This is a genomic window from Sinorhizobium sp. BJ1 (genome assembly GCF_002531555.1).
GTDB lineage: Bacteria > Pseudomonadota > Alphaproteobacteria > Rhizobiales > Rhizobiaceae > Sinorhizobium > Sinorhizobium fredii_B.
In genome coordinates, this window is the sequence record NZ_NWTH01000001.1 from 177,681 (window position 1) to 203,840 (window position 26,160).

A 26,160-nucleotide genomic window follows, 5' to 3' on the forward strand; every position below is an offset into this window, starting at 1 on the left:
CCTTTCTCGGCTTATTGGAAAACTGCGTTAGGATTATCCAGGCTGTCCGAACCTTCAAGCTCGATCGTGCCGAGGTCGAGCGCCGCGATGACGCGTTCGACGGTCTTGGCCTGGGCGATCAGCCCGTCGATGGCGGCCTGAACGGTTTCGTTGCCTTCCGCATTGCCTTCCGCGATCATCTGGTCGTAGGCTTCGCCGGTTTCGGCGCGCTTGGCCATCGCCTGCATCTTCTCGACCGTTGTCGCGAGATTGGCCGTCAACTCCTTGTCGAGGGCGGCGTCCTTGGCGGCAACGAGTTCGGAAAGCGAAGGGCCGGTGAGCTTCGTGCCGTCGACCCGGGTGTATTCCCCGGTATAGGCCGACTGGACGCCGATCGCGTCATGCAGATGCGAGTTGTGTGTGTTGTCCGAGAAGCAATCGTGCTCCTCTTCCGGATCGTGCAGCAACAGGCCGAGCTTCATGCGCTCGCCGGCAAGTTCACCATAGGAGAGCGAGCCCATGCCTGTGAGGATCGCCGCGAGGCCGGCCTTGGGGTCTCCCTCCACCGCCTTGGCCGCGGCACCTTCCGGTGCCCAGTTGCCGACCATTTCCTTGAGGTCGGAGACGAGCAGGCTCGCCGCCGCCTTGAGATAGGCGGCGCGGCGGTCGCAATTGCCGTTCGTGCAGGCCTTCGTGTCGAAATCGGTATAGGCACGCTTGCCGGCGCCCGGGCCGGTGCCGTTCAGATCCTGGCCCCAGAAGAGGAATTCGATGGCGTGGTATCCTGTCGCGACATTCGCCTCGATGCCGCCGGCTTCCTGCAGCGTGCCGGCCAGGAATTCCGGCGTGATATTCGTCGCGTCGACGTCCTTGCCGTCGATCTTAATCGTCTTGTTGGCGATGACGTTGGCGGTGAAGAGAGCGTTCTCGTCGCTCTCCGTGCCGTAGCTCGCATCGACATAGTCGATCAGGCCTTCGTCCAGCGGCCAAGCGTTCACCTTGCCTTCCCAGTCATCGACGATCGAATTGCCGAAGCGGTAGACCTCCGTCTCCTGATAGGGGTTGCGGGCCCTGAGCCAAGCCTCGCGCGCCGCCTTCAACGTCGCCTCGCTGGGGCTTGCGATCAGCGCATCGACCGCCTTGTCGAGCGCCTCGGCCGTTGTCAGCGCGTCCTCATATTTGGCGTGCGCCACGGCGGCATAATGCTTGACGACGGCGGCAGCGTCAGTCGCCGCATTCGCCGGCTGCAACGCCAATGCCGACGTTGCCGTCACCAGTGCGGCCGCGCGGATGAAATTCTTGGTCATGACCCTCTCCTTTGGCGTCTCGCAGGCCGGCCGAGCGAAGCGGCTCGAGGCCGGTAAAGCGCCATTTCTCATGAACCAAAAGCAAACTGGTGTCAAAGCGTATAGTTTAGAACACTTTCAAATTTGCGACTTCCCCTTGCAGGAGCTAAAGCGTGGCATTCATGGTATCCATACAATGCGCATTAGGTATTTGTTTGTGCATGCCGTTGTCGCAAAACCGCTGCACACCTTTGGGCGACATGCACCCGGCCTGCTACCCTTTCCTGCCCATCAGGCAGAAGAAGAACCCGTCGGTTCCGGTCGAGCCAGGCGTCAGGGTGACGGTCTTCATATCGGCGGACCAGGGCTGCGGCTTTTCGGTGCCGAACAGTGTCGCCCATGTGTCGGCTGCCGAGAGGATCTCGAACTCCGGATTGTCCTCGCAGAAACCGTAGACCTGCGCTTCGTTCTCCTCCGGCAGCACGGAACAGGTCACGTAGATCAAGTAGCCGCCGGGGCGGACGAATTGGGCGGCACCGGCAAGCGCCTCCTCCTGCGGCGCGAGCCGCTCCTCGAGGTTCTTCTGGGTCAGGCGCCACTTCGTGTCGGGCCGGCGCCGCCACGTTCCCGTCCCGGTGCAGGGTGCATCGACAAGCACTCGATCGCAGCGGCCGACCAGCGGTGCGAGCGAATCCGCCGACTCGTGCACCTGCACATTGCGGGTGCCGGCGCGCTTCAGTCGCTCGATGATCGGTGCTAGCCGCTTGCGGTCGGTGTCGTAGGCATGCACCTGGCCCTTGTTGTTCATGGCGGCGGAGATAGCGAGCGTCTTGCCGCCGCCGCCGGCGCAATAGTCGAGCACCTGCTCGCCCTCCCGCGGGAAGACCAGGTCGGCGACGATCTGCGAACCTTCGTCCTGAACCTCGAACCAGCCCTTCTGGAACGAGACCTCGGCGGTCACGTTCGGCAGGCGCGAGGCGCCTTCGCCGGCGGGAATGCGCACGCCATAGCGGGCGATCGCCGCAGGCTCGGCGCCGCTGCGATCCAAGGATTTCAGCACCTTGTCGCGGCTTGCCTTCAGCGTGTTGACGCGCAGGTCGAGGGTCGGGCGGCCAGCCAGTGCCCTGGCTTCATCGAGCCAGTCGTCGGAGAAGTTTTCCTGGAAGGACGCCTGCGTCCATTCGGGGATGTCGCCCTGCACATGCAGCGGCGCGTCGTCGATGCGGCGCTCGCCGAACGCCTTCATCATTTCCGTCGAAGGCGCTTCCGGGGCAAACTTGTCGTCGGCGAGTTCCGCCGTGAGCCTATCGACCCCGAAGCCCCATTGGCGGTACATGACCGCATGGGCAAGGGCGGTGGCGCTGTCGCTGTCCATCAGATAGGCGTGGGAAAGCTTCATCCGGAGCGCATCGTAGACGATGTTGCCGATGGCGGCGCGATCGCCCGATCCGGCGAAACGATGCGAGAGGCCCCAGTCCTTGAGCGCGTCGGCGACGGGGCGCTTCCGCTTTTCGATATCGTCAAGAACGTCAATGGCTCCCGAGAGCCGTCCGCCCAATCGCATCTTCGATCAACTCCTTTTTCGCCGTGGTAGCGGCGATGGCATCGAAGAGCAAGTGAGCGGTCGCATTATATGCGGGGGCGAAGTCTGGCGGAGCAGATCCGTCCACCCCGAAGTCGGGGGACGGATGGCCGATCAGGAATTGACGACTTGATAGCAGATGCTGGCGGTGCCGGAGCGGATCATGCCGATCTGCGAGGCAGCCGCTTTGGAAAGATCGATGACCCGACCGCGAATGAAAGGACCGCGGTCGTTGATCCGGACGACGACGGTCTTGCCGTTTCGCTTGTTGGTGACCTGGACCTTGGTGCCGAATTTCAGGCTCCGGTGCGCGGCCGTCAGGCGCGCGGCATTCATGCGCTCGCCGGAGGCGGTTTTCGAGGTGAGGGCATACCAGGAGGCGCCACCGCAACCCGTCCCTTTTGCCTGAGTGTCGGATGCTGAGACCAAACCCATCCCGACGGTGAATAGCGCTGCGGCGGCAGCAGTCTTGATTTTCGCGGGTTTCAAGCGAGGATCCCTTCGGATTGAATGTTCGACTAGTTCCCTTTGCAGTTCGAGCTAATTACGGCGAAAAGTGGCAAAAGCGTGCTTCAACCTTTAACCTTTGATTAGAATTTATTAAAAAGCGCTCCTAATTTAAAATTGAATGCCGGTTTAATTGTTTTAAAATGCTCAAAGAAATTCTTTAAAAACAGCGCCTAAACGCGTTTTGCGAGCTTTGGTTCCACGCAGCTGCCAAGCCGACGTAAAAAAACATTTAAATTTTCGATTCGCGTGAATTTCCACGAACTTTCATCATTAGAATTCCGAACTATCGCTAAGGTTGTGCGGAACGGCGAAGTATAAGTTGAAATGTGGCGGTATGAGGTAGTCAAGATGAGTGGCCCGAATCTATTACTTTCGGATGATCTCACCACATGCTTTCGGTGGTGAGCAGATATTCTGATCAAAGTATTGCCGAAGTAAACTATTCGCCGCGCCAGATGCCGCTCGTCCATAGCTGTGCAAGCGAAACGCGATAATTCGGGAAGGCGAAATCGAAGCCGGCCTGGCGCAGCCGCTGATTGGAGACGCGCTTGTTCTCCCCGTAGAAGGAGCGCGCCATCGGCGACATGTCGGCGGCTTCGAACGGAATCTCCGGCGGCGGCTCGACGCCCATCAGCCGGGCGGCCTCGGCCACCACGTCCTGCGGCGGTCCTGGCTCGTCGTCGGTAACGTTGAAAACCCCGCCCATGCCGCGGCTGGCGAGGAAAGCGGCGGCCGAGCCGATATCCTCGACGCGGATGCGATTGAAGACCTGGTTCGCCTTCACGACGCGCCGCGCCGTGCTTTCGGCGAGATTGCGGAAGGCATTGCGGCCCGGCCCGTAGATGCCGGCAAGGCGAAGCACTGCAACCGGAATTCCCTGCCTGGCGCCATGGTCCAGCCAGGCGTTTTCCGCCTCGACCCGTTCCTTCGAGCGTTGCGACACCGGCTTGATCGGCGTCTCTTCGGTAACCCAGCCGCCGCCATGATCGCCATAGACGCCGACCGTTGAAAGATAGCCCACCCATTCAAGCTTCGGCAGCAGGTCTGTAAGCGGCGGCGTGCCGGCGCGAAACATCGGGTCGCCTTCGTGGCCGGGCGCAATGGATTGGATGAGGTGGGTCGCCTTGCCCATCGCGGCGGCGAGTTCCGCGGAAATCGTCGTTCCGTCGAACAGCAGAGGCTCGATTCCGGCCGCCTCGAGCGCCCGCAGCTTGTCCGGCGAACGGGTGGTTCCCGTCACCGATTGCGCGGCGGGCGCAAGCGCCTGGGCGATGGCCGTGCCGGAATAGCCGGCGCCAAGTATCAGGACATGCATCGGCTCACTCCTGCCATTTCCCATTCCGAAAGCACCTCATCGTCGGTTTCCCGCCCGCACTCCCGGGCAAAGGCGGCGAGGTCGTCCGCTGCCAGCAGCCGCGAAAGTGCCCAGACGGCCATCGCCCTGACGGTCGGCGAGACGTCACGCGCCAGCGCCTTGCAGGCGTGTACGAACCTCTCTTCACCGGAATTGCCGGCGGCGATCAAGACATTTCTGACAAAGCGGTCGCGTCCGATGCGTTTCACCGGAGAGCCAGAAAACAAGCTGCGGAAGGCGATGTCGTCGAGCGTCAGCAGGTCGGCGAGTTCCGGTTCCTGGAGGTCTTCCCGCGCTTTAAGGTTCATCTCGGAGGCGGAGCGCGCAAACTTGTTCCAAGGGCAGACGGCAAGGCAATCGTCGCAGCCATAGATGCGGTTGCCGATCAGCGGGCGCAATTCAGGGTCGATCGGCCCCTTGTGCTCGATCGTCAGATAGGAGATGCAGCGTCGCGCATCGATGCGATAGGGCGCCGGAAAGGCGCCGGTCGGACAGACGTCGAGGCAGGCCCGGCAGGAGCCGCAATGGTCGCGTTCCGGCGCGTCAGGGTCGAGATCGGCGGTGGTGAACAGGCTGCCGAGAAAGAGCCACGAGCCGAAGTCGCGGCTGACGAGATTGGTGTGCTTGCCCTGCCAGCCGATGCCGGCTTTTTCCGCGAGCGGCTTCTCCATGACGGGTGCGGTGTCGACGAAGACCTTCACATCCTCGCCGGCTCGAGCAGCAAAGCGCGTGGCGATCTCCTTCAGCCGCCCCTTGACGACGTCGTGATAGTCGCGGTTCTGAGCGTAGACCGAAATTGCGCCCCGGTCCTGCTTGGCGAGGATCGCGAGCGGATCGGTGTCGGGGCCGTAATTCATCCCGAACAGGACGATCGAGCGGACTTCGCTCCACAGCACGCGAGGATCGGAGCGCCGTTCCGCCGTCTCCGACATCCATTCCATCGTCCCGTGACAGCCCTCGTCAAGGAACTGCCGGAGCCGGTCCGGCGCATCGGGAATCGCGTCCGGCCGCGTGATGCGACAGAGATCGAAGCCCTTGGCCGCGGCTTCCTCCTTCAGGAAAGCGGTGAGCGTCCGTCGTTTCCTGTCCTGGTTCTCCGCCTTTGCAGCGTCGCCAGGCATCGTCGCGTCCTTAGAAATCGAGATCCGCATAATGGGAGACGGGGGTTACGCCGCGCACCCGCTCGGCAAGCAGCGGACGGAAGGACGGCCGGGATTTCAGCCGCTGGTACCATTCCTTGGCGGATGGCGCGTCGGACCAGTCTATTTCGCCGAGATAGTCGAGCACCGAGGTCGCCGCGGCCGCCGCGAGATCGGCATAGGAGATTCGGTCGCCGGCAAGCCAGGGGCGCGAGCCGGCGAGCCAGGAGAGATACTTCATGTGCTGACGGATATTGTTGCGCGAGGTTCGGAGAACCTTCGAATCCGGCGCGCCGCCGCCTTGGTCGGGTGTCATCTGCAGCTTGAAGATGCGCTCGCGCACCAGCGGCCGCGTCACGTCGGCTTCCATCTTCTGCAGGAACCATTCGGTGAGCCGGCGGATCTCGGCCCTCTGGAACGGATCCTCCGCCAGCAGCCGGCGATCGCGCTTCATGATGCCGCTGGTCTCGTCGAGATATTCCGAGATGATCGTCGCGCCGCAAAGCGCCCGCATGCTGTCATCCACATAGACCGGCAGGGTGCCGGCCGGGTTGAGCGCCAGGAAGTCGCGCCGGTTCTCCCAGGGCTGTTCCTCGCTCAATTCCGTCTGATAGCCATATTCTGAGAGAATAAGGCGTACGAACCGCGAGGCAGAGGACATGGGGTGATGATACAGTGTCGGCATCGATGATCAGATTGCAGCTGTTTTCGAGGATCTCGGCGTCGCGGCGTATGCAACTGGCCACGGCTTGCGACAACGAGCTATAGGTAGTTGTGGTGGCAAACACAAGAGAATCGACTTTCTCCTCCCAAATCCCAGAATATCAGGAAACGTTCATATATGGCCGATCAATCGATCATCAGCGCGCTCGTGCTTGGGCTCATCGAAGGGCTGACGGAGTTCATTCCCGTCTCGTCGACGGCGCATGTACTCCTCGCCGGGCACTTCCTCGGCTTCAAGTCGCCGGGAAACACTTTTGCCGTGCTCATCCAGCTCGGTGCCATCCTTGCCATCCTGCTCGTCTATTTCCAGAAGCTCCTATCGATCGCCTTGGCCCTGCCGACGAGCGTTAAGGCACGGCGCTTCGTCTTGTCGGTGTTGCTCGCCTTCCTGCCGGCTGCGCTGATCGGGGCCGCGGCACATGGCTTCATCAAGGCGGTCCTGTTCGAGACACCGATGCTGATCTGCGTCGTACTGATCGTCGGCGGTGTCATTCTCTACATGATCGACCGCCTGCCCTTGAAGCCGCGCTATACCGACGTGTTCGACTACCCGCCGTCGCTCGCCCTGAAGATCGGGCTCTTCCAGTGCCTCGCGATGATTCCGGGGACGTCACGCTCCGGCGCGACAATCGCCGGCGCTCTGCTGATGGGAACCGACAAGCGTTCGGCCGCCGAGTTCTCCTTCTTCCTCGCCATGCCGACCATGGTCGGCGCCTTCACCCTCGACCTCTACAAGAACCGTGACGCGCTCTCCTTCGACGACATCAGCGTCATCGCCGTCGGTTTCATCGCCGCCTTCGTCGCGGGGATCTTCGTCGTGCGCTCGCTGCTCGATTTCGTCTCGCACCGCGGCTTCACGCCCTTCGCGATCTGGCGCATCGTGGTCGGCACTGCGGGTCTGATCGGTCTGTGGCTGCTCGGCTAAGCTTAGCCCGCAAAACATAAAGCCGCATGCGTCTCTTGCGAAACGCATGCGGCCCCTGGCCCCCGCCAATAACTCAAGATGCCTGCCTCAAAGCCGAGGCAGTAGACCGGCTTACCAGCCGGATGCCCCGATCGACGCCGTCGTGCACGGATCGACGCCATAGCCAGGCGTGCAGCCCTTGCTGCTGCTCGCCACAGTGCCCGGTGCGATGAATGAGCCAGCCAGAATGATCAGTGCCGCAGACGCAAAAAAGATTGCGATCGACTTGCCCATGGGAAGTTATGCCTTTCAGCTATGATGTTGTCACCGCCTGCGCTCGCCGCGCCGTGGGTGCGAGCGGTGTTTATTCGCCGGGCGTGTCATGATCAATATCAGGACATGCTGAATCTGCGGTAAACACCATTCCCGTTTTCGACTGCGGCAGAACTGCAACGCTGTTGCAACATGGCCACAAGCAAAAGCCGCCGGCGGGACCGGCGGCTGAAATCAAACCACATCGCTGGTAGCGCAATCAGGCCGCGCGGCCGCCGCGCGTATACTGCCCCTGCGGGCGGAAACGCACCAGATAGGTTGGCAGAATCGATTCGAGCAAGGTCGGCTCGATGCCGATTCCGGGGAGCGTCCGGCCTTCCGCCTCGGCCGCCGCGGACACCACATTGTCGGATTTGAGCAACACCACCTGGTCGGCGGTAATCGGCGGCGCGATGAACGGCACGAGTGATGCGACGCTGCCGAGAAGCGATGCGATGCCGAAGGGGATCGAAACGAAGGAACGCTTGCGATCGATCGTGTTCAGCGTGATCTCGAGACATTCGCGGAACGACAGGACCTGCGCGCCGCCGAGTTCATAGATCGTCCCGCCCGTGAGTTTCCCGTCGACGGCGCGGGCGACCGCTTCGGCGACATCCGTCACATAGACCGGCTGGAACTTCGTCCGGCCGCCGCCGATCAGCGGCAGCGCGGGTGCGAAGCGCGCCATGCTGGCGAACTTGTTGAAGAAGTCGTCCTCGGGCCCGAAGATGATCGACGGGCGCAGGATGACCGCCTCGGGGACCGTTTCGAGGACGGCGATCTCGGCCCGGCCCTTGGTGCGGGCGTAGCTCGACTCGGATTGCGTGTTGGCGCCGATTGCCGAAATATGCGTCAGCGTCGCACCGGCCGCGCGGGCGGCTTCCGCGACGGCCCGGGCGCCGAAGTCCTGTACCGCGTCAAACGTGTTGCGGCCGCTCTCGAAGAGCACGCCGACGCAGTTGATCACGTGGTCGGCACCCTCGACGGCGCGGTCGACCGACTTGCGATAGCGCAGATTGGCCTGGACGAAGGAAATCTGGCCCATGCTGCCGAGCGGCTGGAGATGACCTGCAAGATCCGGCCGGCGCACCGCGACGCGAATGCGATAGCCTCGCTTTGCAAGCGCGCGCACCACATGACGGCCGACAAATCCGGATCCGCCGAAAATCGTCACCAGCGGCGGAAGGTTGGACAAGGTCATGGGAAGCGCACTCCTGAAGTCGTTTGGAAGAATTGCTTGCTACATAGCCGAAGCGGCGGGCAAGGTGAAGGCCATTCCGCGCATGCTCGCGGCAGGTTCACCCCTCCCCAACCCCTCGCCACGAGGGGGAGGGGCCACGATGCCGCGCCTTGGGCACGTCACCTAAACCGCTTCCGCGTGTGGAAGCGTTGGAGGGGGCGGAGGCGGTGCCACGGCTAGTCCCTCCCCCTTGTGGGGAGGCGTTGGGGAGGGGGTCTTGCCCGGAGGACGGCGCCGTGTCTCCGCTCGAAGCAGACGGGGAGGTCAGACGCCCTCCACTACGACCATCTCGGCATCGGCAACCTCCTGGCGGATTGCAGCGGCGATCTGATATTCCGGGGAATTGTAGCAGTCGATCGCCGCCTGCAGGGAGGGGAATTCGATCACCACATTGCGGGCGCGGACGGCGCCTTCCAACCGGTGGAATTCTCCGCCGCGCGCCAGGAAAGTCGCGCCATATTTCTCGAAGGCCGGCTTTGCGGCCGCCACGTACTCTTTGTAGCGTTCCGGGTCTCTGATATCGACCCGAGCAATCCAATATCCCTTTGCCATAACGAACTCCTCGTCGTTCTCGAAAAGCACAGACGGGATCGTTACTTCCGGCAATTCTGGGTCGAGGTCAAGCGCACCGGTTGACAGGAAGTGGCAAAGCCAAGGCTGGTCGCGCCGCCTCAGGGCGGATCAACCGGAGAGGGTGCTCTCCATCTCGGCGAGGATTGCGCGGCTGGCGGCCAGCGGATCGACCGCCTTGATGATCGGTCGGGCGACGACGAGGTGGCTCGATCCCGCACTGAGCGCCTCGGCCGGCGTCATCACCCGCTTCTGGTCGCCTTTCTCCGCACCGGCGGGGCGGATGCCGGGCGTCACCACCGCCATCTCCGCGCCGATGATGTTGCGGACGGCGGCGGCTTCCTCCGCCGAGCAGACGATGCCGCCCATGCCGGCGGTGCGCGCCTGTTCGGCACGGCGCAGCACCAGTGTGTGTGGATCGGTTCCGTAACCCGCATCGATGACGTCCCGCGCGTCCATCGAGGTCAGCACCGTCACTCCGAGCAGGCAGAGGTCCGATCCCTTCGCCGCTTCGACGGCCGCCTTCATCGCCTTCGGATAGGCATGCAGCGTCAGCATCGACATGCCCATCCTGACGATGTTCTCGACGCCCTTCGCCACCGTGTTGTCGATGTCGAGCAGTTTCATGTCGAGAAAGACCTTCTTGCCGCTCATGGCGAGATCGCGGGCGAATTCGAGGCCGCCGGCGAAGGCGAGCTGGTAGCCGATCTTGTAGAAGACGACCTCCTCGCCCAGCGTCGAGACGATCTTTTCGGCCTGGGCGATCGTAGGAATGTCGAGGCCGACGATCAGCCGGTCGCGCGCGCTTGTGCTCATGTCGAGATCACCCCTGCCAAATCTCCATCGGCGTCCAGTCGCATGTGACGGCCCGATCCGCAAGACGAAAGGCAAAGAGATTGCCGCCGCCCGGCAACTGGTCGGCGCTGCGGGAGATCGCCGCGCCCGTCATCCGGCATTTCAGCAGCGTGCCGACGCCGCCATGCCCCACAAAAGCGATCGGGATCGCCGGATCATGACGGTCGAGGATGGAGAACACCGCCTTCGAGATGCGCGCCTGCGCATCGATGGCGCGCTCCCAGCCCAAATGGCTCTCCTCGGGCTGGGCGAAGAACCGGTCCGCTGCTTTCTCGAAGTCGTCGGGCGGCAGGAAGCCCGTCGAGGAGCGGTCGTTCTCGCCCATCTCCTCGTCGGTCTCGACCGGAACGCCTGCGGCCTCCGCGAGAATTGCCGCCGTTTCGATCGCCTTCTTTTCCGCGCTGGAGATGACGCGGCCGAGCAATCGGACCCACGGCTGTTCGGAGGTCATGCGTACCCGTTCCCGCCCGAGATCGGACAGGCCCCATTCCGGCACGGGGACGGCGGGATCGATCTTGACTTGCGGGTGGGTGATATAGACGCCGAACACGGCAGGTCCGGGGTCTAATGGGCCTTGCTATAGACCCAGAGCTGAGCCGGCGGGATGTTGCGCACGACGAAATCGTAATGCTGGATGCGATAGCGATCCGGCATGGCAACCACTGGCGACATCGGCCCGTAGGAGATCTGAACGACGGGACGGCCGAAGGGGACGCGCGAGAGCAGGTCGTCGATCAGTTCGACGCGGCGGTGCATCGGGAAGTTCAGGAGCGGTACGGCGGAGACGACGCTGTCGAACTGTTGACCGTTCAGCGCGCCGAGCGTGCGCGAAAGGTCGAAGGCATCGCCGTTGATGAAGTGCACGCCAGCGAAATCCTCCTTCAGCTGATTGAAGAATTCGGTCGAGTATTCGACCGATATCAGCCTTTCAGGCGAAATGCCGCGCTCCAGGATCGCCTTGGTGATCACGCCTGTGCCCGGGCCGAGCTCGAGGACCGGCAGACCGGAACGCGGGTTGACGACGCTCGCCATGCGTCGCGCCGTCACTGCGGATGTCGGCAGGATCGCGCCGACGGCCCGGGTGTTGCTCATCCAGCCCTTGAAGAAGCGAATCTCTTCGTCGAACTTCTGACCGAACTTTTCCTTCACCTTCAGGCGCAGACTCATCGAATCCCCTCGACTTCATTGTTCCATGGCAACACGCGCGTCGCCGCAAATCGGCGGCCCGCGTGAGCGTCTGTGCATAATGTGCTCGCATCTGCGGCGAAAACAAGTCGGCCTGCGTCTGAAAGCGACACTTTATCAACAGAGGGCGACGTCGGATCTATGAAAAAACCACCACGCGGGCGTGGCGGGTTTCAGTCCGATATCGCTCCGCTGCATGCTTCCCGAGATCGCAGCCGATCTAAGGATAGAACGGCACCAATTCAAAGTGCGACAGCGACCTTTGTGCGTCTGATCAAGACGCTGACGTCTTACACGCGCATCGGCATCAGCACGTAGAGCGCGTCGTCCGCCGCGAGGTCCCGCACCAGCGTCGGCGAACCCGGGTCCGCCAGCATGAAGACCGCTTCATTGCCGGTAAGTTGGGCGGTGATGTCGAGCAGGTACTTGGCGTTGAAACCGATCTCGAGCGGGTCGCTCTCATAACCGACCGGCAATTCTTCCGTTGCGCTGCCGGAATCCGGGTTGTTGACGGTCAGCGTCATCTGGCCTTCGTTCAAGGCGAGCTTGACGGCTCGGCCGCGTTCGGAGGAGATCGTCGAGACGCGGTCGACGGCTTGCGCGAAGGACTGGCAGTCGACGCGCAGCTCCTTGTCGTTGCCGGCAGGAATCACCCGCTGATAGTCCGGGAAGGTGCCGTCGATCAGCTTCGAGGTCATGACGATCGAGCCGATCGTCAGGCGGATTTTCGCGTCCGAGACCTCGACCGTCACGACCACGTCCGGATTGTCGAGCAGCTTCTGCAATTCGCTGACGGTCTTGCGCGGAACGATGATGCCGGGCATGCCCTCCGAACCGGACGGCGCCTCGATGTCGGCACGGGCGAGGCGATGGCCGTCGGTCGCAACGGCGCGCAGCTTCAACTGCCCCTTGTCCTCCACCGTGTGAACGAAGATGCCATTGAGGTAGTAGCGCGTTTCCTCCGTCGAAATCGCGAACTGCGTCCTGTCGATCAGCATCTTCAAGTCCGGCGCCTTGACGCGGAAGGAATGCGAGAAGCTGCCGGCCGTGAGGTCCGGAAAGTCCGATTGCGGCAGGCATTGCAGCGAGAACTTGGAGCGGCCCGAGGCAACCGTCATTGCCGTACCCTCGGCATTGGTGGCGAGCCGCACCTCGGAACCGTCCGGCAGCTTGCGGACGATGTCATAGAGCAGGTGGGCCGGAACGGTCGTGGCGCCGGCCTGTTCCACCTGGGCCGGCGTTGCCTCGGTGATCTCCAGGTCGAGGTCGGTCGCCTTCATTTCGAGGCTGGCGCCATCGGAGCGCAGGAGCACGTTCGAGAGGATGGGGATGGTGTTGCGCCGTTCGACCACGCGATGGACATGGTTCAGCGATTTCAAAAGATTGGACCGCTCAAGAGTAATGCGCATGGGATGCTACCGCTTTCAACCATTGCCGGACGGGCGGTGCGCCCGCCGCAGCGTCAGACTGCGTGTGTCCCGGCCGGCCGGCCGGAGTGATGTGGACGGGCAAAATGGCAGAAAAATCGCCGCGAACGCAAGCGGTTTTGCGGGCTTTTCCCAAATGCAGGCGCCCGCCGGGGCCGGCGGCCTTGCCCTGCGCGTGCGGCTCACTCATAAAGGGCGCGAACCGGCAAGCCGGGCATAAGCGGGAACAGGGCGTTGGACAAGCAGCAATCGACCGAAGCGGCGGGGAAGGAAAGGCACCGCAGCTTTCGCCTGCACAATGCAAGCATTCCGGCGCGCCCGCTGGAGCCGGCTCTCTATCTGGTGGCGACGCCGATCGGCAATCTCGCCGACATCACCTTGAGGGCGCTGGAGACGATCGCCGGCGCCGACCTGCTTGCCTGCGAGGACACGCGGGTGACGCGGGTGCTGCTCGACCGCTACGGCATCGTCAATCGGCCGGTTGCCTATCATGAACACAACGCGGCCGAGGCCGGGCCGCGGCTGCTTTCGGCGCTTGCCGCGGGGAAATCCGTGGCGCTCGTCTCCGATGCCGGCACGCCGCTCGTCTCAGACCCGGGCTATCGCCTGGCGCAGCTCACGATCGACGCCGGTCATCGGGTCGTGCCCATTCCCGGTGCGTCGGCGCCGCTCGCGGCTCTCGTCGGATCCGGTCTCCCGAGCGATGCCTTCCTCTTTGCCGGTTTTCTGCCCACCAAGGACAAGGCGAAGCGCGATCGGTTGGCGGAATTCGCCCACGTGCCAGCGACGCTTCTCTTCTTCGAGTCGCCGCACCGCATCGCCGCGACCGTCGCTGCGGCCGCCGAGATTTTCGGCGAAGGGAGGAAGGCGGCGGTCTGCCGCGAACTAACCAAAACCTTTGAGGAATTTCGCCGCGGCACGCTCGGCGAACTGAAGGCGTTTTACGACGAAGGCGCAAGTGTGAAGGGCGAGATCGTTCTGGTGATCGGACCGCCCGATGCAAAGCCAGCCCCCGGGGCCGCGGATGTGGACGCGCTCCTGAAAACACTTTCCCGCGACATGCCGACGGGCAAGGCCGCGACGGAAGCCGCCCGGCAAACCGGATTGCCACGCAAGGAGCTCTACGACAGGCTGCTGGGTCTCAAGGACAGCAATGAAGGTTGAGCGTCCGGATGCCCGCAAGCTGAAGGCGCTGAAGCGCGGCCATCTTGCCGAATACCGCGCCGCGCTCTGCCTGATCGTCAAGGGCTACCGCATCGTCGCCATGCGCTACCGCACCAAGCTGGGCGAGATCGACATCATCGCTCGGCGCGGCGACCTCATCGCCTGCGTCGAAGTGAAGGCCCGCGGCACTTTCGACGGGGCGGTCTTCGCCGTCTCCGATACGGCGCAACGGCGGATCAGGGCGGCCAGCGACGTCTGGCTCTCGCGTCAGGCGGATTTCCAGCGCCTCTCTGTCCGCTACGACATCGTCGCCGTTATGCCCTGGCGCTGGCCGCGGCACCTGCCGAATGCTTTTTGATCGACGAGCGGAACGAGGCAAAGTGCGCGCGGTTTTCCGCCCGCATCCCGCGACCAAGCGATCTCGGCAAATTTGTAATCGTTCCGACACAAAAGCATTACCGGCCTGTCATTGAAGATCACTAGTCCACTGCCAACCGGAACCACGGTGGAGAGGGACCCAGACATGCTCAAAACAATTTCGCTCGCAGCCCTTGCTCTTGCATTTTCGACGACCGCGTCGTTCGCCGCGACCAACATCACCTGGTGGCACGGCATGGCCGGCCGCAACGGCGAGGTGATCAACGAAGTCGCCCAGAAATTCAACGCATCCCAGAGCGCTTGCGCGCTGACGCCCGTCAGCAAAGGCACCTATGAGGAAGCGCTCGCTTCCGGCATCGCCGCCTTCCGCTCCGGCGAACAGCCGAACATCCTGCAGGTCTTCGACGCCGGCGCCGCAACCATCATCAACGCCAAGGGCGCTGTCATTCCGGCCGAAGACCTGATCAACAAGGCGGGCTACAACTTCGATCGCAACGCCTTCATCGACGGCGTGCGCTACTTCTACGCCGACGCCGAAGGCAAGTTCGTCGGCATGCCGTTCAATTCCTCGGCGCCGATCATGTACATCAATGACGAGGCCCTGAAGAAGGCCGGCGTCGAGGCGCCGAAGACCTGGGAAGAGTTCGAGGCGATCGCGCCGAAGCTGAAAGGGGCCGGCTTCATCCCGCTCGTCCAGTCGCAGCTCACCTGGCAGTTCACCGAGAATTTCTTCTCGCGCAACAACGTCCAGTTCGCCACCAACAACAATGGCTACGACAGCGTCGTCGATACGAAGCTCAACGTCACCGACCCGAATCTCGAAATGATGTTCGAGAAGCTGAAGGCCTGGAAGGACCAGGGCCATTTCGCCTTCTACGGTGCCGGCTGGAACGACAACCAGAAGGTCTTCGAAGAAGGCAAGGCAGCGCTTTGGATCGGCTCCTCCGGTTCTTTCGGCGGCCTGCAGAAGACCGCGCAGATGCCGTTCTCCGCGACGTTCCTCCCCTATTGGGGCTCGATCAAGGGCGCCGGTACCAACTCCTTCATCGGCGGCGCCGCACTCTTTGCCATGTCCGGCAAGTCGGACGAGGAAAACAAGTGTGTGGCCGGCTTCTTCCAGTTCCTGACCTCGCCGGAAATCCAGTACTTCTACCACAAGTCCACCGGCTACGTCGCCATCACCAAGGCAGCCTACGAGCTCGCCGAGAAGGACGGCTACTACAAGGAAAAGCCGGTCGCCGAAGTCGGCATCAAGCAGCTCCTGCTGCCGGCCGGCGAATGGTCCAAGGGTTACCGTCTCGGCTTTTACCCGCAAATCCGCGAGATCATGGAGCGTGAATACGGTCGCATCTTCTCCGGCGAAACGACCGTGAAGGATGCCCTCGAAACGATCGAGAACGAAGGCAACGAACTGCTGGCCCGTTTCGCCAAGACGGCCGGCTGATCTCGATGGTGATTGGAACAGATCTCCTCCCCGCGACGCGGGGAGGAACAGGAACGAAGGCTGGAGGACGTCGTCTCGGCGCTTTCCGGCTCTTTGGCGGCAAGTCGGACAGGGGCGAAATGGCTGCCAAGCGCGTGCAGTTCTCGTCGCCTTTCCTGCCCTATCTCTTTCTCGCGCCGCAGCTGGCGATCATCTTCGTCTTCTTCTACTGGCCGTCGATCCAGGCGATCCAGTCGTCCTTCTACTTGGAGGATCCGTTCGGCTTCGGCGCGACCTTCGTCGGCATGAGCAATTACACCGACGTCCTGAAGTCCTCGGAATATCTCGGCATCGCGCGTTTCACCGCGATCTTCACCGCCCTAGTCACCTTCTTCGCACTGTCGATCGGCCTTTTGCTTGCCGTCAAGGCGGACGGCGTCATTCGCGGCAATTCGGCCTATAAGACGCTGCTCATCTGGGTCTATGCGATCGCCCCGCCCGTTGCCGGCCTGATCGGCATGATGTTCTTCGACCAGCACATCGGCCCGATCGTCGAACTCGCCCGGTGGTTCGGCTGGGACATCAAGGTCGGGCTCGATTATTTCGATACAGCCTTCGCCATGATCGTCGTCTCGGTCTGGAAGCAGATCCCCTACAACTTCATCTTCTTCCTCTCAGGACTTCAGGGCATCCCGGTGTCGGTCCGCGAGGCGGCGGCGATCGACTGCCGCTCGGGTCTGCGCCGCTTCTGGACGGTCATCCTGCCGCTGCTGGCCCCGACTGCCTTCTTCCTGCTGATCATCAACGTCACCTACGCGCTTTTCGACACCTTCGGCATCATCGATGTGATGGTGAAGGACAAGGCCGCCAACAATCCGATCACGCTTGTCTACAAGGTCTACATGGACGGCTTCCGCGGCAACGATCTCGGCGGCTCCTCGGCGCAGTCGGTCATCCTGATGATCATCGTGTTCGTGCTCACCGTCTTCCAGTTCCGCCTCATCGAGCGGCGCGTGCACTATAATTGAGGTGACGCCGATGCATCGCACCCGGTTCTTCGACCACGTCATCCTGCTTTTCGGCGTCTTCATCATGTTGGCGCCGGTCGTGGTCGCCTTCATGACCTCGACGCACGAGGCGGCCGACATCCACCGCAACGGCCTCAGCCTGACCTGGGGCGGCCATTTTGCCGAGACCTATGAGACCGTACTGAGCCGCGAGGGTGGGTTCACCGGCAAGGTCACCGGGTTCAACATGATGATGAATTCGATGGTTCTCGGCCTCGGTTTCGCGGTCGGCAAGATCGTCCTTTCCATGCTGGCGGCCTACGCGATCGTCTATTTCCGCTTTCCGCTGGCGGCCTTCTTCTTCTGGATCATCTTCACGACCCTGCTCCTGCCGCTTGAAGTGCGCATCCTGCCCTCCTATGAGGTGATGAACACGCTGCGGCTGACGAATACCTATACGGGACTCATCGTGCCGCTGCTCGCCTCCGCGACCGGTACCTTTTATTTCCGCCAGTTCTTCAAGTCGGTGCCGGACGAATTGCTCGAGGCGGCGCGCATCGACGGTGCCGGACCCTTCAAGTTCTTCATCGACGTGCTGGTGCCGCTGTCGCGCACCATGATGGCGGCGATCTTCATCATCATGTTCGTCTATGGCTGGAACCAGTATCTCTGGCCGACGCTGATGACGACCGACGAAGGCTTCTTCACTCTGGTGCGCGGCATCAAGCAGATCCTGCTCGTCTGGGTCGGCTCCAACATTCCCGACTACAACGAAGCCCTTGCCTTGGCGATCCTCGCCATGCTGCCGCCGGTGATGATCGTCGTCATCTTCCAGCGCTGGTTCATCAAGGGGCTCACCGAAACCGACAAATAAAGCATTCCAGGCGAAGTGTGCAGCGGTTCGCCGTCCGGAAATGCTCAGAGCAAAAAAGCATTCCAGGCGAAGTGTGCAGCGGTTCGCCGTCTGGAAATGTGCAGAACGAAGATTGCGAACGGAACGAAGAGAGGGCGGCGCGGTTTAGAGGCCGCGCCTGACTCCCAATCCCGCAAACGGAGGCAGCCAATGGCCGCGATCGATATCGTCGAGGTTTCGAAATTCTACTCGGGCAATGTCGAGGCCGTGAAATCGGTCTCTATCGATATCGAGGACGGCGAATTCATCGTGCTCGTCGGACCATCCGGCTGCGGCAAGTCGACCTTGCTGCGCATGGTCGCCGGGCTGGAGACGATATCGAAAGGCAACGTGACGATCGGAACGCGGCTGATCAACGATGTCGATCCGGCCGAGCGCGACATCGCGATGGTGTTCCAGAATTATGCGCTCTACCCGCATATGACCGTCTACGACAATCTCGCCTACAGCCTGAAGAACCGCAAGACGGCGAAGGCCGAAATCGAAGCGCGCGTCGCCGAGGCGGCGCGCATGCTTGAAATCGAGCCCTATCTGGACCGCAAGCCGAGGGCGCTTTCGGGCGGCCAGCGGCAGCGCGTCGCCATGGGCCGGGCGATCGTCCGCAAGCCGGCCGCCTTCCTCTTCGACGAGCCGCTCTCGAACCTCGATGCGAAACTGCGTGTCTCGATGCGCGGCGAGATCAAGCGGCTGCAGAGGCGGCTCGGCACCACGTCGCTCTATGTCACCCACGACCAGCTCGAGGCGATGACGCTTGCCGATCGGCTGGTGGTGCTAAATGGCGGCAAAATCGAGCAGATCGGCCGACCGCTCGAGGTCTATCACGCGCCCGCCTCGACCTTCGTCGCCAGCTTCATCGGCTCGCCGGCGATGAACCTCGTCAACGGCACGCTCGAGGGTGGCCGGCTGCATATCGGCACGCATGTGATCGAGCTCGGCTATCCGGCGCCGTCCGAAGGCCCAGTGACGGTCGGGGTCCGGGCGGAAGATCTGCGTCCGGCAGCCTTCGGCGAACAGGCACTGGCCTTCCGGGTCGACTATGTCGAGGAACTCGGGGCGCAGCGCCTGGTGCACGGCACGGTCGAGGACCAGGCGCTGACAGCCGCGTTGCCGCCGGAAACGCCGCTCGCCGATCAGCTTGCCATCGCCATACCGACGGAGCGGCTGCATTTCTTCTCCGCGGAGAATGGCACACGGCTCCATCGCCACACAGCTGCCGCGCCGGCCCGCCAGCAAACCGTGAATCTGGAGCCTGTATCGTGATTGAAGAGACCGTATCGACGCTCGCTATACCCTCGCAGGAGGATCGCGACGGCTTTGCCCGGATGAAACGCAGCATCGCCGGCCATGACGCCGTCATGGCGAGGCTCGAGGCGATGAACACGATCGAGATCGGTGGCGGCACCTACACCAGTGGACCGCTCGCCTTTCCCCTCACCGTTGCGGCCTGGAACCTCGAGCGCTGCCTCTTTCCCGCAGAAAGCGCCGAGCATCTCCGCACGACCGGGGCGGCGCTGGTGCTGCTTTCCGAAATGGACAACGGCATGGCCCGTACCGGTCAGCGTCACACGACGACCGAGGTCGCGGCGGCGCTCTCGATGCAATACGCCTATGGCGTCGAGTACATTGAACTGGGCCTCGGATCCGATGCTGAACGCGAATTCTGCAAGGACGACTTCAACGAGAAGGGCTTCCACGGAAACGCGCTGATGGCGTCCGTTCAAATTCAGCGCCCCTTCCTGCTGAGGCTCTGGGGCGAGCGCCTTTGGTTCATGGATGGCGGCGATCAGCCGCGCCTCGGCGAGCGCATCGCTCTCGGCGCGATGATCGACACGGAGGCGGGCCCTTTTGTCGCCGTTTCGACCCATCTCGAAAGTCAGACGACCGCCGCCCATCGCGAGCGGCAGGTCAAGGAACTGATTGATAGGCTCGACGCTGCCTTTCCGGGCCTTCCCATCCTTATCGGCGGCGATCTCAATACGGGCAACCATGCGGGCGGTGATTTCGAGGCCGAAGGGCTTTTTGCGGTCAGCGCCGCGCGCGGTTTCACCCGACATGGCGGCCCGAACGACCAGATGACGACACGCCCGAGCCTCATCACCCGTTGGCCGAAGCGGGCGATGAAGCTCGACTGGTTCCTGACGTGAGGCCTGACGATCGCCGAAAGCCGCATCATTCCTTCGCTCGATGCGTCAGGCCGCCCGCTCTCCGACCACGATCTCATCACCAGTGTCGTCCAGGGTTTTGAATAGGCTTCGGTCTCCTTGCCTAAGCGCGTCACGCATTCTACATGTTGCGGGCGCCGTGGCGGACTCGCTCGTCGCTTCGGAGCCGATCAAGGCCGCCGCAGTGCTTTGAATCGCTGTATAATTCGCCGCGAAGCGATGTTCACACGGGTTTATGCGGCAAAGGTTCAACCAGGAACGGTAGAATGGCAAGAATCGTCAATGTCGGGGTCCAGATGGACCATGTGTCGGGCATCACCATTGCAGGCGATTCGACCTTTGCCATGAGTCTCGAGGCGCAGGCGCGCGGCTACCGCCTGTTCCATTATACCCCCGACAGACTTTCGCTGCGCGACGGCAAAGTCTTTGCGACCGCACAGCAGATGACGCTGCGCGACGTCAAGGGCGACCACTTCACCCTCGGCGAGCCGGAACGGATCGATCTTTCCACCATGGACGTTATCCTGCTCCGCCAGGATCCGCCCTTCGACATGGCCTATATCACCTCGACGCATCTGCTCGAGCGGCTGCATCCGAAGACGCTCGTCGTCAACGACCCGGCCTGGGTCAGGAATTCGCCGGAGAAAATCTTCGTCACCGAATTTCCCGACCTGATGCCGCGGACGCTGATCACCCGCGATGCGAGCGAGATCGCCCGCTTCCGCGAGGAGATGGGCGACATCATCCTGAAACCGCTCTACGGCAATGGCGGCGCCGGCGTCTTCCATTCGGCGCGCGACGACCGCAATCTCTCTTCGCTGCTCGAAATGTTCGGCCAGATGTTCCGCGAGCCCTTCATCGCTCAGGAATATCTGCCGGCGGTGAGAAAAGGCGACAAGCGTATCCTGCTCGTCGACGGCGAGCCGGTCGGTGCGATCAACCGGGTTCCCGCAGAGCACGACGCGCGATCAAACATGCATGTCGGCGGACGGGCCGAGGCGACCGAGCTCACCGCCCGCGAACGGGAAATCTGCGCCCGCATCGGGCCGGCGCTCAAAGCCCGCGGCTTCCTCTTCGTCGGCATCGACGTGATCGGCGATTATATGACCGAGATCAACGTGACCTCGCCGACCGGGATTCGCGAGGTCAGGAAGTTTGGCGGCGCCGACGTTGCGAGCCTGCTCTGGGACGCGATCGAGAAAAAGCGCGGCTGATCAAGCCGGTTCAACACCGGCCAGCGGCATTTGTTCTATTATTGTTCTTGTTTTTAAGCGTGTACCGTGCAAGATTTGACGTGCTACCGGCGGCGGTTGTGCGGTGCGCGCTGGAGCAATGGGGGCATCATGGTCGCGCGCGTCAGTACGGTTGCGTTTCAAGGTATCGAGGGCGTTCCGGTCGACGTCCAGGTGATGGTGGCGCCTGGAAAAGTCGGCATGCAGATCGTCGGTCTTCCGGACAAGGCGGTTGCCGAAAGCCGCGAGCGCGTCCAGGCGGCGCTCCACGCCTCAGGCTTGGCGCTGCCGGCGAAACGGGTGGCGTCAATCTCGCACCCGCGGATCTGCCGAAGGAAGGCAGCCACTTCGATCTTGCCATCGCACTTGGCCTGATGGCGTCGCTGGGCGCAATCCCCGCGGACGCCCTTTCCGGCTATGTCGTCATCGGCGAGCTCAATCTCGACGGCACGATTGCGCCGGTCGCCGGCGCTCTGCCGGCGGCAATCGGCGCCAATGCGCTCGGCAAGGGGCTGATCTGCCCGGCCGAAAGCGGAGCGGAAGCCGCCTGGGCCGGGTCGGACATCAACATCCTCGCGCCGCGCAGCCTGATCGCCATCGCCAATCATTTCCGCGGCACGCAAGTGCTCTCGCGACCCGAACCGGCGATCCGGGCCGCGGCCGCCAACCTTCCGGATCTCGCCGACATCAAAGGCCAGGAGAGCGCCAAGCGGGCGCTCGAAGTGGCGGCCGCCGGCAACCACAATCTCTTGATGGTGGGCCCGCCAGGGTCCGGCAAGTCGATGCTCGCGGCGCGGCTGCCTTCCATCCTGCCGCCGCTCTCTCCGTCCGAATTGCTCGAGGTCTCGATGATCCATTCGATCGCCGGGCAATTGCCGGGCGGCAAGCTTTCCGACCGCCGGCCGTTCCGCGCGCCCCACCATTCCGCCACCATGGCGGCGCTGATCGGCGGCGGCCTCAGGGCAAAGCCGGGCGAGGCGTCGCTTGCCCATCACGGCGTGCTGTTTCTCGACGAGTTTCCGGAGTTTCCGCCGCAGGTGCTCGATGCGCTGCGCCAACCGCTCGAAACTGCAGAGTGTGTCATCGCCCGTGCCAACCACCGCGTCAGCTATCCGGCGGCGATCCAGCTCGTCGCCGCCATGAACCCGTGCCGCTGCGGCATGGCCGGCGAGCAGGGCCGCAGCTGCGCCCGTGGTCCACGCTGCATGGCCGATTACCAGGCGCGGATTTCGGGCCCCTTGATGGACCGGTTGGATATCCGCATCGACGTGCCGGCCGTCAGCGCCGCCGATCTGATCCGGCCCGGCGCGGCCGAGTCGAGCGCCGCAGTCGCCAGTCGCGTCGCCCGCGCCCGGGCTCTTCAGGTGGACCGCTTCGCCGCCCTCGGCCACCCAGGGCTGACCAGCAATGCCCGCTGCGCGACCGCGATGATCGAGAAGATTGCCGAGCCGGACGCCGCGGGGCTGCAGTTGTTGAGGGACGCCGCGGAAAAGATGAAGTTCTCCGCACGCGGCTACCACCGCGTCTTGAAGGTGGCCCGCACGCTTGCCGATCTCGACGAGGCGCCGACGGTCGGCCGCATCCATCTTGCCGAAGCGATCTCCTACCGCGTCGCCGGCGATCGGCTGCCGGCGGCGGCGTAGCGATGCTGACTGGCGGCCGCCGCGCCTCTACGCGCCAAGCCCCTCGAACAGCACCGTCGAAAGATAACGTTCCGCAAAGGACGGAATGATCACGACGATGGTCTTGCCGGCGTTTTCCTCGCGCTGGCCGACTTCGATCGCCGCCTGGAGCGCCGCACCGGAGGAAATGCCGACCGGTACGCCTTCGAGCCTGGCAACGAGGCGCGCCGCCTCGACCGCTTCGCTCGCGTTGACGGTAATCACCTCGTCATAGACGCTCGTGTCGAGGATCGCCGGCGCGAAACCGGCACCGATGCCCTGTATCTTGTGCGGACCGGGCGCCCCACCTGAGAGAATCGGAGACTCCTCGGGCTCGACGGCGATTACCTTGACCGAAGGCTTGCGGGCCTTCAGCACCTGGCCAGCGCCGGTGATCGTGCCGCCCGTACCGATGCCGGAGACGAGGATGTCGACTTTACCTTCGGTGTCGTTCCAGATCTCTTCGGCCGTCGTCCTGCGGTGGATCTCCGGATTGGCAGGATTTTCGAACTGCTGCGGAATGATCGCGTCGGGCAGCGTCTCGACCAGTTCCTGCGCCTTGGCGATGGCGCCCTTCATGCCCTTCGCCCCTTCCGTCAGCACCAGTTCGGCGCCAAGCAGCGCCAGCATCTTGCGCCGCTCGACCGACATCGTCTCGGGCATTGTGAGGATCAGCTTGTAGCCCTTGGCGGCGGCGACGAAGGCAAGCGCAATGCCGGTATTGCCCGACGTCGGCTCGATCAGCGTCGTGCGGCCGGGCGCGATCTTCCCCTGCGCTTCGAGCGCTTCGACCATGGCGACGCCGATGCGGTCCTTGACCGAGGCGATCGGATTGAAGAATTCCAGCTTGGCGAGCAGGTTCGCCTTGACGCCCTTTTCCCCGGCGAGCTTGTCGAGCCGCACGATCGGAGTGTCGCCGATCGTTTCGGTGATCGATGAAAAGACGCGGCCGCGGCCGGGCTTGCGCGCTTCAGGCATGGATTTCTCCCTTCATTTAAGTGCTGTGGCGAGAATAGGGACAAAGGGACGGCCGTACCAGAGCGGGGCAGCCGCGGAACGACGCGACGGAGAGAAAAAGCAGCTGCAAAACCGCCGGTTGGGAAATCATTATTTCGCAAGAAATTTGACCGGGTGACAAGAACGCCGTTGTCGGCACCAAGGAGAAAGGACACCTTCCGGAAAATTGCGGAAGGGGCCCATCATGCCGGCCATTCAGAACCTCATAGGCTTTGCCCTGATCGCGCTCGGCATGGTGCTGACGCCGGGGCCGAACATGATCTACCTGATCTCGCGTTCGATCTGCCAGGGCCCGGCCGCCGGCCTCGTCTCGCTCGGCGGCGTGGCGATCGGCTTCGTCTTCTATATGGTCTTTGCCGCGCTCGGCATCACTGCGTTGCTGCTGGCGGTCCCGTTCGCCCACAACGCGCTGTGCTTCGCGGGTGCCCTCTATCTCCTTTACCTTGCCTGGCAGGCCGTGAAGCCCGGGGGCCGCTCGCTGTTCCAGGTCCGAGACCTGCCGAAGGATGGACCGCGCAAGCTCTTCGTGATGGGGCTTGTCACCAGCCTGCTCAATCCCAAGGTGGCGGCGCTCTATCTTTCACTGCTGCCGCAGTTCATCCGACCGGAGACCGGAAGCGTGCTCCTGCAGTCGCTCGTCTTCGGCAGCCTGCAGATCATGATTAGCGTCACCGTCAATGCGCTGATCGCGGTGACGGCCGGATCGATCGCCGCCTTCCTGGCTGGGCGTCCGCTTTTCATGCTGGTGCAGCGCTGGATGATGAGCACGGTGCTTGCAAGCCTCGCCGTCAGCCTGGCTGTCGAGGCTCGCAAGTAACAGGCGTTACTCGAAGACCGGGCGCATGAAGCTGCGCTCGTAACTCAGAATGCAGCGCGTCTGTTCGGCAAAGGCGAAGGCCGCTTGGCATTCGGGATCCGCAGCCATCTTCTCGCGATAGGTTTCGTAAGTCGCGAGCGAGGGAAAGCTGAAGAGCGCGAGCGCGATGTTGCTGGCGCCCTCATGTGGCATGAAATAGCCGTGATGCGTGCCGCCGAGCCTGTTCACCAGCGGAATGTGCTCGAATTCCGCAAGCTTGTAGGGGTCGATGACATATTTCAGATAGCAGGTAATCATCAAGCGCTCCGTTCGACTTTCCTCTTGATAAGCGGGACCGAACGAAGCGTCCAGCCGAGATTGGTGCCGGCCGCTGCGAGCAAAATCGCGGCTGATCCGGCAATCTGCACCGGCTGCAATTCATGCCCGAAGGCAATCCGGTCGACCAGGATCGCCGCGATCGGGTAGATAAAGGAAAGCGCGCCCGTCACATGGGTCGGCAGCCGCTGGATCGCGCCGTAGAGCAGAATGTACATTATGCCGGTGTGGACGACGCCGATGGTGATCAGCAGCGACCATTGGAACGCCGATTGCGGCAGCGGCGCAGTGATGGCGAAGGGGGCGAGCATCGCCGCGCCGGTGACGACCTGGATCAGCGCGATGAGCTGCGGCGGCGTGCCTTTCAGAAGCTTGGTGACGATCGCCGCAATGGCGTAGAAGAAGGCGGCGCCGAGTGAGAGGGCGATGCCCGCGAGATAGTGGCCGGTCCCGGCGCCGCCCGCCGGCTTGGCGGTGACGATCGCCATCATGCCGACAAAGGAGACCGAGAGCCAGATGAGCTTGGTAGGGGTGATCTTCTCGCCGAGGAAAAGTGCCCCGAGACCGAGCAGCATGAAGGGCTGCGTATTGTAGACCATCGTTGCGATCGAGATCGAGGCGTGCGAATAGGCTTTGAAGAGCAGCAGCCAGTTGACGACGATCGCCACACCGCCAAGCACGGCGAGGGCGACGATCCTGGGCCGCAAATGCCTGAGATCGATGAGGCGGAGCGCCGCGGCGAGGATGGCGAGCGTGACGGCCCCGAAGACGCAGCGCCAGAAAACGACGCCGGCCACCGGCTGGCCCGACATCAGCACGAACCAGCCGATCGTTCCTGAAATCAGCATTGCCGCCGTCATCTCCGCGCTTCCGCGCCCTAAATCGCCGTTCATCGCATGGCTCCTTGTGACAGCGAAGAGGATAATGAGTCATGCGGCGATTTTATATGGAAAACAAAAGGACGTTGTGCGAACATGCCTAATAGTGAAAGGCAAATTTGCCGAT

The 26,160-nt window shown here is 62.9% G+C and carries 26 protein-coding genes and 1 pseudogene; 11 read left to right on the plus strand and 16 right to left on the minus strand.

All coding sequences use genetic code 11. The features are described from left to right. Nucleotides 1-11: 11 nt before the first annotated feature. From CO676_RS00920 to CO676_RS00945, 6 genes are all read right to left on the minus strand, one after another. On the minus strand, nucleotides 12-1,286 hold the full coding sequence (locus CO676_RS00920; RefSeq protein WP_097519353.1) for an imelysin family protein: 1,275 nt from the start codon (nucleotides 1,284-1,286) through the stop codon (nucleotides 12-14). A gap of 253 nt (nucleotides 1,287-1,539) precedes the next feature. After that, on the minus strand, nucleotides 1,540-2,829 hold the full coding sequence (locus CO676_RS00925; RefSeq protein ID WP_097519354.1) for an RsmB/NOP family class I SAM-dependent RNA methyltransferase: 1,290 nt from the start codon (nucleotides 2,827-2,829) through the stop codon (nucleotides 1,540-1,542). A gap of 132 nt (nucleotides 2,830-2,961) precedes the next feature. Further along, nucleotides 2,962-3,336 carry a septal ring lytic transglycosylase RlpA family protein gene (locus CO676_RS00930; RefSeq protein ID WP_014766768.1) on the minus strand — a complete coding sequence of 125 codons (375 nt, stop codon included), beginning with the start codon at nucleotides 3,334-3,336 and terminating at the stop codon, nucleotides 2,962-2,964. 460 nt (nucleotides 3,337-3,796) lie between these two features. Further along, nucleotides 3,797-4,672 (minus strand): SDR family oxidoreductase, encoded by an 876-nt coding sequence (locus CO676_RS00935; protein ID WP_097519355.1) that lies wholly within the window; start codon nucleotides 4,670-4,672, stop codon nucleotides 3,797-3,799. Further along, nucleotides 4,660-5,832 (minus strand): tRNA epoxyqueuosine(34) reductase QueG, encoded by a 1,173-nt coding sequence (gene queG, locus CO676_RS00940; RefSeq protein ID WP_097519356.1) that lies wholly within the window; start codon nucleotides 5,830-5,832, stop codon nucleotides 4,660-4,662. The genes CO676_RS00935 and queG overlap by 13 nt, the downstream gene beginning before the upstream one ends. A 10-nt stretch (nucleotides 5,833-5,842) precedes the next feature. Then, nucleotides 5,843-6,535, minus strand: a complete 693-nt coding sequence (locus CO676_RS00945) for a glutathione S-transferase family protein (RefSeq protein ID WP_014766771.1) — start codon at nucleotides 6,533-6,535, stop codon at nucleotides 5,843-5,845. 156 nt (nucleotides 6,536-6,691) lie between these two features. Here CO676_RS00945 and CO676_RS00950 point away from each other — a divergent pair, with 156 nt between their 5' ends. Next, entirely contained in the window at nucleotides 6,692-7,498 is an 807-nt protein-coding gene (locus CO676_RS00950) for an undecaprenyl-diphosphate phosphatase (protein ID WP_014766772.1), read from the plus strand. Between the two features lie 111 nt (nucleotides 7,499-7,609). Here the strand turns inward: CO676_RS00950 and CO676_RS00955 are convergent, their stop codons facing one another. The 7 genes from CO676_RS00955 to dnaN all read right to left on the minus strand — a co-directional run bounded on the left by CO676_RS00955 (nucleotide 7,610) and on the right by dnaN (nucleotide 13,048). Beyond that, complete coding sequence (locus CO676_RS00955; RefSeq protein ID WP_041414863.1) at nucleotides 7,610-7,771, minus strand: hypothetical protein; 162 nt, start codon at nucleotides 7,769-7,771, stop codon at nucleotides 7,610-7,612. Nucleotides 7,772-8,009: 238 nt separating this feature from the next. Next, nucleotides 8,010-8,990 carry a complex I NDUFA9 subunit family protein gene (locus CO676_RS00960; RefSeq protein WP_014766773.1) on the minus strand — a complete coding sequence of 327 codons (981 nt, stop codon included), beginning with the start codon at nucleotides 8,988-8,990 and terminating at the stop codon, nucleotides 8,010-8,012. Between the two features lie 303 nt (nucleotides 8,991-9,293). After that, nucleotides 9,294-9,581, minus strand: coding sequence for a DUF1330 domain-containing protein (locus tag CO676_RS00965; RefSeq protein WP_097519530.1), 288 nt, complete (start codon nucleotides 9,579-9,581; stop codon nucleotides 9,294-9,296). Nucleotides 9,582-9,710: 129 nt separating this feature from the next. Next, on the minus strand, nucleotides 9,711-10,415 hold the full coding sequence (pyrF, locus tag CO676_RS00970) for an orotidine-5'-phosphate decarboxylase (protein WP_097519357.1): 705 nt from the start codon (nucleotides 10,413-10,415) through the stop codon (nucleotides 9,711-9,713). Between the two features lie 7 nt (nucleotides 10,416-10,422). Further along, nucleotides 10,423-11,004 carry a histidine phosphatase family protein gene (locus CO676_RS00975; RefSeq protein WP_097519358.1) on the minus strand — a complete coding sequence of 194 codons (582 nt, stop codon included), beginning with the start codon at nucleotides 11,002-11,004 and terminating at the stop codon, nucleotides 10,423-10,425. Nucleotides 11,005-11,018: 14 nt separating this feature from the next. Continuing rightward, nucleotides 11,019-11,621, minus strand: coding sequence for a phospholipid N-methyltransferase PmtA (gene pmtA, locus CO676_RS00980; protein WP_014766778.1), 603 nt, complete (start codon nucleotides 11,619-11,621; stop codon nucleotides 11,019-11,021). A gap of 308 nt (nucleotides 11,622-11,929) precedes the next feature. Then, a complete protein-coding gene (dnaN, locus tag CO676_RS00985) occupies nucleotides 11,930-13,048 on the minus strand; it encodes a DNA polymerase III subunit beta (RefSeq protein WP_014766779.1) in 1,119 nt (372 codons plus the stop codon). 252 nt (nucleotides 13,049-13,300) lie between these two features. Here dnaN and rsmI point away from each other — a divergent pair, with 252 nt between their 5' ends. The 9 genes and pseudogenes from rsmI (at nucleotide 13,301) to CO676_RS01030 (ending at nucleotide 22,988) form a co-directional block, all read left to right on the plus strand. After that, a complete protein-coding gene (rsmI, locus tag CO676_RS00990; protein ID WP_245424235.1) occupies nucleotides 13,301-14,230 on the plus strand; it encodes a 16S rRNA (cytidine(1402)-2'-O)-methyltransferase in 930 nt (309 codons plus the stop codon). Then, nucleotides 14,220-14,588, plus strand: coding sequence for a YraN family protein (locus CO676_RS00995; RefSeq protein ID WP_097519360.1), 369 nt, complete (start codon nucleotides 14,220-14,222; stop codon nucleotides 14,586-14,588). Before rsmI ends, CO676_RS00995 begins: the two co-directional genes overlap by 11 nt. A 165-nt stretch (nucleotides 14,589-14,753) precedes the next feature. Then, a complete protein-coding gene (locus tag CO676_RS01000) occupies nucleotides 14,754-16,052 on the plus strand; it encodes an extracellular solute-binding protein (protein ID WP_097519361.1) in 1,299 nt (432 codons plus the stop codon). A gap of 119 nt (nucleotides 16,053-16,171) precedes the next feature. Beyond that, nucleotides 16,172-17,059: an ABC transporter permease subunit gene (locus CO676_RS01005; RefSeq protein ID WP_041414866.1), complete on the plus strand. Its 888-nt coding sequence runs from the start codon at nucleotides 16,172-16,174 to the stop codon at nucleotides 17,057-17,059. A 10-nt stretch (nucleotides 17,060-17,069) separates the two neighbouring features. Beyond that, nucleotides 17,070-17,912: a sn-glycerol-3-phosphate ABC transporter permease UgpE gene (gene ugpE / locus CO676_RS01010; protein ID WP_097519362.1), complete on the plus strand. Its 843-nt coding sequence runs from the start codon at nucleotides 17,070-17,072 to the stop codon at nucleotides 17,910-17,912. A 189-nt stretch (nucleotides 17,913-18,101) separates the two neighbouring features. After that, the gene (locus tag CO676_RS01015) at nucleotides 18,102-19,211 is read left to right on the plus strand and encodes a sn-glycerol-3-phosphate import ATP-binding protein UgpC (RefSeq protein WP_097519363.1); all 1,110 of its coding nucleotides are present in this window, start codon (nucleotides 18,102-18,104) and stop codon (nucleotides 19,209-19,211) included. After that, nucleotides 19,208-20,095: an endonuclease gene (locus CO676_RS01020; protein ID WP_348628049.1), complete on the plus strand. Its 888-nt coding sequence runs from the start codon at nucleotides 19,208-19,210 to the stop codon at nucleotides 20,093-20,095. Before CO676_RS01015 ends, CO676_RS01020 begins: the two co-directional genes overlap by 4 nt. Nucleotides 20,096-20,379: 284 nt before the next feature. Beyond that, a complete protein-coding gene (gene gshB / locus CO676_RS01025; protein WP_014766789.1) occupies nucleotides 20,380-21,327 on the plus strand; it encodes a glutathione synthase in 948 nt (315 codons plus the stop codon). Between the two features lie 129 nt (nucleotides 21,328-21,456). Continuing rightward, nucleotides 21,457-22,988, plus strand: a pseudogene (locus tag CO676_RS01030) (YifB family Mg chelatase-like AAA ATPase). 27 nt (nucleotides 22,989-23,015) lie between these two features. Here CO676_RS01030 and cysK read toward each other — a convergent pair. Further along, the gene (gene cysK / locus CO676_RS01035) at nucleotides 23,016-23,984 is read right to left on the minus strand and encodes a cysteine synthase A (RefSeq protein WP_097519364.1); all 969 of its coding nucleotides are present in this window, start codon (nucleotides 23,982-23,984) and stop codon (nucleotides 23,016-23,018) included. Between the two features lie 223 nt (nucleotides 23,985-24,207). Between cysK and CO676_RS01040 the strand changes: the two genes are divergently transcribed. Next, complete coding sequence (locus CO676_RS01040) at nucleotides 24,208-24,840, plus strand: LysE family translocator (RefSeq protein WP_097519365.1); 633 nt, start codon at nucleotides 24,208-24,210, stop codon at nucleotides 24,838-24,840. A gap of 6 nt (nucleotides 24,841-24,846) precedes the next feature. Here CO676_RS01040 and CO676_RS01045 read toward each other — a convergent pair whose 3' ends face one another. After that, a complete protein-coding gene (locus CO676_RS01045; protein WP_097519366.1) occupies nucleotides 24,847-25,137 on the minus strand; it encodes an NIPSNAP family protein in 291 nt (96 codons plus the stop codon). After that, a complete protein-coding gene (locus CO676_RS01050) occupies nucleotides 25,137-26,048 on the minus strand; it encodes a DMT family transporter (RefSeq protein WP_097519367.1) in 912 nt (303 codons plus the stop codon). The genes CO676_RS01045 and CO676_RS01050 overlap by 1 nt, the downstream gene beginning before the upstream one ends. Nucleotides 26,049-26,160 lie beyond the last annotated feature (112 nt).

Bases quoted from the DNA above. Each gene is read 5' to 3' on its own strand.
- CO676_RS00955 (WP_041414863.1), bottom strand. From the start codon at position 7,771: ATGGGCAAGTCGATCGCAATCTTTTTTGCGTCTGCGGCACTGATCATT.
- cysK (WP_097519364.1), bottom strand. From the start codon at position 23,984: ATGCCTGAAGCGCGCAAGCCCGGCCGCGGCCGCGTCTTTTCATCGATC.
- ugpE (WP_097519362.1), top strand. From the start codon at position 17,070: ATGCATCGCACCCGGTTCTTCGACCACGTCATCCTGCTTTTCGGCGTC.
- CO676_RS01040 (WP_097519365.1), top strand. From the start codon at position 24,208: ATGCCGGCCATTCAGAACCTCATAGGCTTTGCCCTGATCGCGCTCGGC.
- CO676_RS00995 (WP_097519360.1), top strand. From the start codon at position 14,220: ATGAAGGTTGAGCGTCCGGATGCCCGCAAGCTGAAGGCGCTGAAGCGC.
- CO676_RS00920 (WP_097519353.1), bottom strand. From the start codon at position 1,286: ATGACCAAGAATTTCATCCGCGCGGCCGCACTGGTGACGGCAACGTCG.
- CO676_RS01045 (WP_097519366.1), bottom strand. From the start codon at position 25,137: ATGATTACCTGCTATCTGAAATATGTCATCGACCCCTACAAGCTTGCG.
- CO676_RS01000 (WP_097519361.1), top strand. From the start codon at position 14,754: ATGCTCAAAACAATTTCGCTCGCAGCCCTTGCTCTTGCATTTTCGACG.
- CO676_RS00945 (WP_014766771.1), bottom strand. From the start codon at position 6,535: ATGCCGACACTGTATCATCACCCCATGTCCTCTGCCTCGCGGTTCGTA.
- gshB (WP_014766789.1), top strand. From the start codon at position 20,380: ATGGCAAGAATCGTCAATGTCGGGGTCCAGATGGACCATGTGTCGGGC.
- CO676_RS01005 (WP_041414866.1), top strand. From the start codon at position 16,172: ATGGCTGCCAAGCGCGTGCAGTTCTCGTCGCCTTTCCTGCCCTATCTC.
- CO676_RS00950 (WP_014766772.1), top strand. From the start codon at position 6,692: ATGGCCGATCAATCGATCATCAGCGCGCTCGTGCTTGGGCTCATCGAA.
- CO676_RS00965 (WP_097519530.1), bottom strand. From the start codon at position 9,581: ATGGCAAAGGGATATTGGATTGCTCGGGTCGATATCAGAGACCCGGAA.
- CO676_RS00925 (WP_097519354.1), bottom strand. From the start codon at position 2,829: ATGCGATTGGGCGGACGGCTCTCGGGAGCCATTGACGTTCTTGACGAT.
- dnaN (WP_014766779.1), bottom strand. From the start codon at position 13,048: ATGCGCATTACTCTTGAGCGGTCCAATCTTTTGAAATCGCTGAACCAT.
- CO676_RS00935 (WP_097519355.1), bottom strand. From the start codon at position 4,672: ATGCATGTCCTGATACTTGGCGCCGGCTATTCCGGCACGGCCATCGCC.
- queG (WP_097519356.1), bottom strand. From the start codon at position 5,832: ATGCCTGGCGACGCTGCAAAGGCGGAGAACCAGGACAGGAAACGACGG.
- CO676_RS01050 (WP_097519367.1), bottom strand. From the start codon at position 26,048: ATGAACGGCGATTTAGGGCGCGGAAGCGCGGAGATGACGGCGGCAATG.
- pmtA (WP_014766778.1), bottom strand. From the start codon at position 11,621: ATGAGTCTGCGCCTGAAGGTGAAGGAAAAGTTCGGTCAGAAGTTCGAC.
- CO676_RS01015 (WP_097519363.1), top strand. From the start codon at position 18,102: ATGGCCGCGATCGATATCGTCGAGGTTTCGAAATTCTACTCGGGCAAT.
- CO676_RS00960 (WP_014766773.1), bottom strand. From the start codon at position 8,990: ATGACCTTGTCCAACCTTCCGCCGCTGGTGACGATTTTCGGCGGATCC.
- pyrF (WP_097519357.1), bottom strand. From the start codon at position 10,415: ATGAGCACAAGCGCGCGCGACCGGCTGATCGTCGGCCTCGACATTCCT.